This window comes from Zoogloea sp., from assembly GCF_041904905.1.
Taxonomy (GTDB): Bacteria; Pseudomonadota; Gammaproteobacteria; order Burkholderiales; family Rhodocyclaceae; genus Zoogloea.
Map to the genome: position 1 here is coordinate 52642 of NZ_JAYRMI010000014.1, position 8312 is coordinate 60953.

5 protein-coding genes are annotated in these 8312 nt (G+C 68.9%); all 5 read left to right on the forward strand.

The genetic code is table 11. From position 1 onward, the window contains the following. Window positions 1-39: 39 nt before the first annotated feature. The 5 genes from ACE3N6_RS06275 to ACE3N6_RS06295 all read left to right on the forward strand — a co-directional run bounded on the left by ACE3N6_RS06275 (window position 40) and on the right by ACE3N6_RS06295 (window position 8231). Window positions 40-3351, forward strand: coding sequence for a PAS domain S-box protein (locus ACE3N6_RS06275; protein WP_374244334.1), 3312 nt, complete (start codon window positions 40-42; stop codon window positions 3349-3351). Window positions 3352-3356: 5 nt separating this feature from the next. After that, window positions 3357-4268, forward strand: a complete 912-nt coding sequence (locus ACE3N6_RS06280) for a response regulator (RefSeq protein WP_374244335.1) — start codon at window positions 3357-3359, stop codon at window positions 4266-4268. Window positions 4269-4362: 94 nt separating this feature from the next. Next, window positions 4363-5901 (forward strand): SpoIIE family protein phosphatase, encoded by a 1539-nt coding sequence (locus ACE3N6_RS06285; RefSeq protein WP_374244336.1) that lies wholly within the window; start codon window positions 4363-4365, stop codon window positions 5899-5901. Between the two features lie 79 nt (window positions 5902-5980). Next, complete coding sequence (locus ACE3N6_RS06290; RefSeq protein ID WP_374244337.1) at window positions 5981-6556, forward strand: ANTAR domain-containing response regulator; 576 nt, start codon at window positions 5981-5983, stop codon at window positions 6554-6556. Between the two features lie 418 nt (window positions 6557-6974). Further along, window positions 6975-8231, forward strand: coding sequence for an ABC transporter substrate-binding protein (locus ACE3N6_RS06295; RefSeq protein WP_374244338.1), 1257 nt, complete (start codon window positions 6975-6977; stop codon window positions 8229-8231). Window positions 8232-8312 lie beyond the last annotated feature (81 nt).

Consider the following 8312-nt stretch of genomic DNA (forward strand, 5'->3'; position numbering starts at 1 on the left):
AGCGGCGTTTCGCCTTTTGTGGAGGGCCGCTGGTTTCTCGTGACCTTCGCCCTCGGGCTGATCGTCACCGCGCTGGTGTGGGCGCATCTGCGCGATCACGAGCGGGATCTCGAGAAAGTCCGCCACGCCGCGGCGGCCGACCGGCTGCTGCACCAGCTCAACGAGCGCCTCGGCAAGGTGGATTTCATCCTGCGCGGGGTGGCCGGCTTGTTCTCGGCCCAGAATCTGGTCGAGAAGCGCGAGTTCGAAACTTACGTGGCCGGCATCAAGCCCACCGACGCGCTGCCCGAAGTGGTGGCGATCAGCCTGGTGAGGCGGGTCGACGCCGCCCGGGTGTCGGCAATCGAGGCCTTGCTCAGCGCTGCCTACGAGCGGGAGGTGCGGGTGCTGCCGCCCGCCGACGGGGGGCCGTCCACGGTGGCCTACCCGGTGGTCTACCTGTGGCCCCTCGACGCCCAGACTGGCCAGGCCATCGGCTACAACGGCTACGCAGACCCGGTCCGCCGCCTCGCCATCGACGAGGCCCTGCGGCATGGGGGCATGGCGATGAGCGCGCGGGTGGCGATGCGCGCCCTGGGCGAGGCCCAGAAGGGCGCGGCGGTGCTGGTCTATCGGGTGGCCCGCGCCGCGGACGACATCAGCCCCACCGACAGCCAGGACGGCCTGATCGCGATGGGCATCGACGTGCGCCGGATGTTCTCCGGGCTCGCCGAGGCGGCCATCGATGGCTACGGCCTGCGCGTCGAGGATGTGGCCGGTAGCGAAGCCCAACTCCTTTTCAGCAATCTCGCCGACGAGTCGGCGCCGCTCTCGGAAGTCCGCACCGCCGGCTTCGGCGGGCGCAGCTGGCGGCTGTCCCTGGCGCCTCCGCCGCCGGCCGGCGTGGTGGCAGCCTCGACCCTGGTGGCGATCGGGGGCGCGGTGGGCAGCAGCCTGCTGGCCTTCCTGCTGGCCAGCCTGTCGGGGCAGCAGCAGCGGGCGAGGGATCTGGCCGACCTGATGACTGCCGAGTACCGGGCGAGCGAGAAGCGCTTCGAACTGGCGGTGTCGGCCACCGAGGAAGGGATCTGGGAGTGGGAGGCCGGACAGCCCCGGCTGTTCCTCTCGCCCCGCTGCGACACGCTGCTGGGCTACCCGAAAGGCGGCCTGCCGCGCGGCGCCCGCCAGCTGCTGCGGCATCTGGCGCGGCCCGCCCGGAACGAGTTCCTGGCGGCCCTGCGTGCCCACCTGCGGGGCCGCGGCCCCCTCGACTGCGTGCTGCCGGTGGTGCGCATCGACGGCAGCGTGGGGTGGTTCCACGTGGCCGGCAAGACCGAGTTCCGGGTGGGCGGCAAGCCGGAGCGCACCGCAGGCGCGATGGCCGACGTGACCGGGCTGCGCCGGGCCCAGCAGGAGGTCATCGATTCTCACGCCCGCCTCGATGCGCTCTACCGCCACGCGTCCCTCGGGATGGCGATGGTGGACGGCAAGGGGCGGTATCTGCAGGCCAACTCTGAATTCTGCCGGATCGTCGGCTACAGTGAGGATGAGCTGTGCCGTGCGTCGCCGCCGGTGCTCACGCCCCCCGAGTACGCGGCGCGGGATGCGCGGGCGGTGGTCGAGGCCTGCCTGGGCGCCCGGGCCGAGGCCTACGAGAAGGAGCTTCTCCACCGTAGCGGCGCGCGGGTGCCGGTGATGGTGATGACTTCGGTCGTGGGTGGCAGCGAGGGCGGCCTGCGCTGGGTGGTCGTCGAGGACGTGACCGAGCGCAAGCAGGAGCAGCGGGCCGTGCAGGAGGCTAACGCCACCAACGAATCCCTGATCGCCGCGATGCCCGACATGCTTTTCCAGCTCGACGGCAACCTGCGCATCGTGCGCTACCACGGCGACAACCCCGAGCTGGCGATGCTGCCGGAGGATTTCCTGGGCAAGCGGCTCGACGAGGTGATGTCGTCCGGCACGGCGCGCGCTTTCTGCGCGGCGGCCAAGGCGGCGGCCTGCAGCGGGCAGGTTCAGCGGCTGGAGTATTCCTCGCGGCGGGGCGCCGACCGGTTGCGCCACTTCGAGGCTCGGCTTCGGTCGGTGCGTACCGGGGGCACCCTGCTGGTGATCCGCGACATGACCGACCTGAAGGAAACCGAACTGGCCCTGCGGGAGAGCGAGGCGCGCTGGCAGTTCGCCCTCGACGGCGCCGGCGACGGGGTGTGGGACTGGAACATCGCCGAGGGGCGGGTGTTCCGCTCCGATCGCTGCAAGACCATGCTTGGCTACGCCGTCGACGAGATGCCGGACGATCACGCCAGCTGGGCGGCGCTGGTCCACCCGGAGGATCTGCCGGGCCTGCTGGAGGCGCGGCGTGCCCACCTGCGCGGCGAGACGCCGATGCTGACCCGCGAGGTGCGGGTGCGGGCACAGTCGGGGCGCTACATGTGGGTGCGGGTGCGCGGGCTGGTGGTGGAGCGGGGCGCCGACGGACGCGCGCTGCGGATGATCGGCACCCACTCGGACATCGACGACGCCAAGGCCTGGGAGGCCCAGATCCTCGACCACAACCTCAACCTGGCCACCCTGGTGGATGAGCGCACCAAGGATCTGCAGGCCGCCAAGGACGCCGCCGAGGCGGCCAACGAGGCCAAGTCGGTCTTCCTCGCCAACATGTCCCACGAGCTGCGCACCCCGATGCACGGCATCCTGGGCTACGCCAAGCTGGGCGAGACACGGATCGCCAGCGCCGGCCACGAGAAGCTACGCGGCTACTTCAACCGCATCCGGGTGAGCGGCGAGCGGATGCTGCTGCTGGTGAACGATCTGCTCGACCTCTCCAAGCTGGAGGCCGGGCAGATGGTCCTCAATCTGGAGCCGGTGAGCCTGCCCGCGGTGGTGACGGAGGTGGTGGCCGAGTTCGAGCTGCAGGTCCAGGCCCGGCGCCAGCACATCGAGCTGACGGTGGACGACGGGCTGCCCCTGTGCCGCGCCGATCGGGCGCGGATCGGCCAGGTGGCCCGTAACCTGCTTTCCAACGCGGTCAAGTTCACCCCCGAGGGGCGGACGATCCGCGTGTCCGTCCGGGCGGGCGCCTTGCCCGACGGGCGCGAGGCGGTCGTCGTCCGGGTGTCCGACGAAGGCATCGGGATCCCGGCCGGCGAACTGGAGGCTGTCTTCGACAAGTTCGTGCAAAGCTCGCGCACCCGCACCGGGGCGGGCGGAACGGGTCTGGGGCTGGCGATCTGCCGCGAGATCGTCGAGGCGCACCGGGGGCGGATCTCCGCCCGGAACAATCCCGCTTGCGGCGCGGAGTTCATCGTCGAATTGCCGGCCTTCGTTCGGGCCGAAGAGATGCCGCCCGCACTGGCGGCGCAGGGAGAAGTCTGATGAGCATGGCAAAGATACTGGTCGTGGATGACGAGCCGTTCAACCTCGACATCGTGGCCGAATACCTGGATGAGATGGATTTCGAGCTGGTGATGGTGGAATCCGGCGAGGCCGCCTGGGCCGAGCTGGAGCGGCCCGACTCCAGCTTCGACCTGGTGCTGCTGGACCGGATGATGCCGGGCATGGACGGCATCCAGGTGCTCACCCGCATGAAGGCCGACCCGCGCCTGCAGTCGATCCCGGTCATCATGCAGACGGCGGCGACCTCGCCCGAGCAGATCCGCGAGGGGCTGGCCGCCGGGGCGTTCTACTACCTCACCAAGCCCTTCGAGGGCGAGGCCCTGCAGACCATCATCCGCTCGGCCCTCGACGACATGCGGACGCGCCGGGAACTCAGCGCCAACCTGGCCGATCACGCGCTGGCGCTGGGTTTTCTGGGCGAAGGCGAGTTCGTCATCCGCACGCTGCAGGAGGCCCACAAGCTGGCGTCCTTCGTGGCGCTCCTGGGGCCCCAGCCGGAGACGCTGGCGATGGGGCTGTCGGAGCTGCTGGTCAATGGGGTCGAGCACGGCAACCTGGGCATCGACTTCGCCGAGAAGAGCCGCCTGCGCGAGGCGGATCGCTGGGAGAGCGAGGTCGAGCGCCGGCTGGCGCTGCCCGAGAACGTGTGCAAGGCGGTCCGCCTGCGCGTGCTGCGGGACGAGGAGCGCTGGGTGTTCGAGATCGCCGACGACGGGCCGGGCTTCGACTGGCGACGCTTCCTCGACTTCGACCCCGAGCGCGCCTTCGCGCCCAACGGCCGGGGCATCGCCCTGTCGCGCCAGCTCTCGTTCTCGAGCCTGACCTACATCCCCCCCGGCAACGTGGTCATCGTGACCGTGCCGCGGGTGCGCGCCGGCGGGGGCGCCGCGCGATGACCTGCCCGCTCATCCGGCGTGCCGCTTGCGGTCGCCCACCGATTCCCCCGGCGCCGGCCCCGCGCCGCCGCCTGCCAATGGTAGAGAGCTTCTGATGGCTGAGAATCCGCTTCGGGTGCTGGTCGCCGACGACATTGCATCCAACCGAACCATCGTGGGGGCCTTTCTTTCCCACCTGAACTGCACGCCGATCTACGCCACCGACGGCGTGGAGGCGGTGGAGCTGTTCCGCATGGAATCCCCCGATGTGGTGCTGATGGACCTGATGATGCCGCGCATGGACGGCTTCGAGGCCATCAAGCAGATCCGCGCGATGGCGGACGACCACTGGGTGCCCATCGTCATCCTGTCGGCGCTGTCGGGCGAGGGCGACATCGTCCACGGCCTCGAGGTGGGCGCCGACGACTACCTCGCCAAACCCCTGTCCTTCCCGGTGTTTGCCGCGCGCTTCAAGGCCCTGCGCCGCCTGCTCGACATGCAGCGGCGTCTGGCGGGCTCGCTCGAGCAGGTGCGGGCGGTGGCCAACGGGGTCATCGACGGCATCATTTCGGCCGACGAGAAGGGCACCATCCTGTCGGTCAACCGGTCGGCCACCCACATCTTCGGCTACACCGCCAACGAGATGGTCGGCCAGAACCTGCGGATGCTGATGCCCCAGCCCCACCGGGACCGCCACGACGACTACCTCGCCCGCTACCTGAGCACCGGCGAGAAGCATGTGATCGGGCAGATCCGCGAACTCTCCGGCGTGCGCAAGGACGGCACCCAGTTTCCCCTCGAGCTGGGCGTCTCCGACATCGCCCTGCCCAACCGCCGGATGTTCATCGGCGTGGTGCGGGACGTCTCCGAGATGCGCCGCATCCAGCGCCAGCTGGCCGAGGACGCGGCGCGGCTGCAGCGCTACCACGACGAATCCGAGCGCGAGCAGGAACTCGCGATGGCCATCATGGAGCGCCAGGTGCGCAGCGACTGGCTGCGCGACAGCGCGGTGCAGTACGCGGTGATGCCGGCGCGCAACTTCTCGGGCGACGTGGTGGCAGTGGCCCGCTCGCCCCAGGGCGCGCTCTACGCCATGCTGGCGGACGCCACCGGCCACGGGCTGGCGGCGGCGGTCAGCGTGCTGCCGGCCCTGGGCGCGTTCTACCGGGCGGCGGCGGGCAACCAGTCCCTCACCGAGCTGGTCACCGAACTCAACGGCCTGCTGTGCGGGCTGCTGCCCAAGGGGCGTTTCGTGGCCGCCTCGCTGGTGCGCCTGGAGACGGCCAGCCACACCGGGCAGATCTGGGTGGGCGGCGTGCCCGACGTGCTGCGCATCGACGACAACGGCAAGGTCGTCCAGCGCTTCGTGTCGCGCCAGCTGCCGCTGGGCATCCTGCTCTCCGACGAGGCCGGCATCGCCCACGAGACCTTCGTGTGGAACGAGGCCTCGCAGATCGTGCTGTGCTCCGACGGGCTTACCGAGGCGGAGAACGCCAGCGGCGAAGCCTTCGGCCTGCGCGGCCTGGAGGCTGCCCTGCAGGGCGCGCCGCGCAACGTGCGGGTTGGCGGGCTGCGTCAGGCGCTCACCCGTCACCTGGGGCGTCAGGCGGCTGGGGACGACGTCTCGGTGTTGATCCTCGACTGCACGATGTGAGCGCCGGGCCCCGCCGAACGGCCGGGGTGGCGTGCTTCTTGCTGGGGTTGGAGGGTACTGTCTTTCATCCGGATTCCCCATGTTACGAGTGCTGGTTGTCGATTCCTCACGGGAGCGCGCTGCCGATGTCTGTTCGGCGATCGCGCTGGCCGGTCATCAGGTGGCGGCGGTGCTGTCGAGCGCCCTGGAGCTGTCCGATCAGGTGCTGAACACCAAGCCCGACGTGATCTTCATCCAGGCCGATTCCCCCAGCCGGGACACCCTGGAACACCTCGCGATCATGAACCGGGACTGCCCGCGGCCGGTGCTGCTGTTCTCCCAGGACGCCGATTCCCAGATGATCCGCCGCGCCGTGAAGGCCGGCGTGTCGTCGTATGTGGTTGATTCCGTGTCCTCCGAGCGGCTCGACGCGCTGGTCGAGGTGGCCATCGCCCAGTTCGAAGCCTTCCAGCACATGCGCGCCGAGCGCGACGACGCCACCCGCAGGCTGTCCGAGCGGATCACCATCGACCGGGCCAAGGGTGTGCTGATGAAGGCCCGCGATCTGGACGAGAACGCCGCCTACCACGCGCTGCGCAAACTGGCGATGGAGCGCGGGCGCAAGCTGGCCGACGTGGCCCAGGACGTGATCGACATGTCCAACCTGCTGCTATGAGATAACCCGAAGGTGGTAGTGGCCCCTTGGGCGGGGCATCGAATCGGGGCGGAGGCGCGAGGGCGTCTCCGCCCCGATTCCATTGGGCGGCCCGGCATGGCGCCGCGGTGGCGCGGGCGATGATCCGCCGTGGTGCGACGCCACCGGCTGCTGCACTGCAACAGTGCATGGCTGCGTCCGACAGGTGATACCCAAAAGGGGGTAGGTTTCACGGAAAAATGGAGTAGTTGATGTAAATCAAGGGTTTGCCGGCGCTGGCACGCTCCTCGCTATAAGTCGTTCAGTCGGACCAACGGCGGCCCGACTTGATCAGGCGATCTCACTTGGACAAGGGCGTCCATCCCCTCGCGGTGCATTGCGGGGAGATGTGGCGCCCGTTTTTTTTTTGAACTTTCGATTTCACGATCAGGGGCGAGCGATGAGCAAGCAATTCGACGACAAGTTTCTTTCCCGCCGCGGCTTTCTCAAGGCTGGGGCTGGCCTCGGAGGGATGATGGCGATGGGTACGATGATCCCCGCGGGCGGCGCATGGGCGGCCGGCTCCGACAAACCGGAACTGGAAGAGGTGAAGATCGGCTTCATCCCGCTGACCGACTGTTCGTCCGTGGTGATGGCCTCGGTGATGGGCTTCGACAAGAAGTACGGCATCAAGATCATCCCCAGCAAGGAAGCCTCCTGGGCCGGCGTGCGCGACAAGCTCGCCAACGGCGAACTCCACGCCGCCCACGTGCTGTACGGCCTCATCTACGGCCTGCACCTGGGCGTCGGCGGCCCCAAGAAGGACATGGCCGTGCTGATGACCCTCAACAACAACGGTCAGGCCATCACCCTCTCCAACGGCCTCAAGGACAAGGGCGCGGTGGATGGCGCGTCGCTGGCCAAGCTGGTGGCGAAGAAGGAGAAGGAATACACCTTCGCCCAGACCTTCCCCACCGGCACCCACGCCATGTGGCTCTACTACTGGCTGGCCGCCCACGACATCGACCCGCTCAAGGACGTCAAGAGCATCGTCGTGCCGCCCCCGCAGATGGTGGCCAACATGCGGGTGGGCAACATGGACGGCTACTGCGTGGGCGAACCCTGGAACCAGCGCGCCATCGTCGACAAGATCGGCTTCACCGCCGTCACCACCCAGGACATCTGGACCGACCACCCCGAGAAGGTGCTGGGCTCCACCGCCGAGTTCGCGGCCAAATACCCCAACACCGCCCGCGCGGTGATCTGCGCCATCCTCGAAGCCTCCAAGTGGATCGACGCCAGCGCCGCCAACCGCTCCAAGACCGCCGAGACCGTGGCCGCCAAGAGCTACGTGAACACCGACGTGGACGTGATCCGCAGCCGGATGATCGGCCAGTACGAAAACGGCCTGGGCAAGAGCTGGTCCGAAAAGAACTACATGAAGTTCTACAACGACGGCCTAGTGAACTACCCCTACCTCTCCGACGGCATGTGGTTCCTCACCCAGCACAAGCGCTGGGGCCTGCTCAAGCAGGACGTGGATTACCTCGCCGTGGCCAAGGCCATCAACAAGACCGATCTGTACAAGCAGGCCGCCAGCATCGTCGGCGCGCCGGTGCCCAAGTCGGATTTCCGCACCTCCAAGCTCATCGACGGCGTGGTGTGGGACGGCAAGGACCCGAAGAAGTACGCCGCCAGCTTCAAGATCAAGGCCTGACCGGCGGGGGGGGCCCCCCCCCCGGCCCCCCCCCCCCCCCCCCCCCGGAAACCCCCCCCCCACCCCCCCCCCGCACCCCCC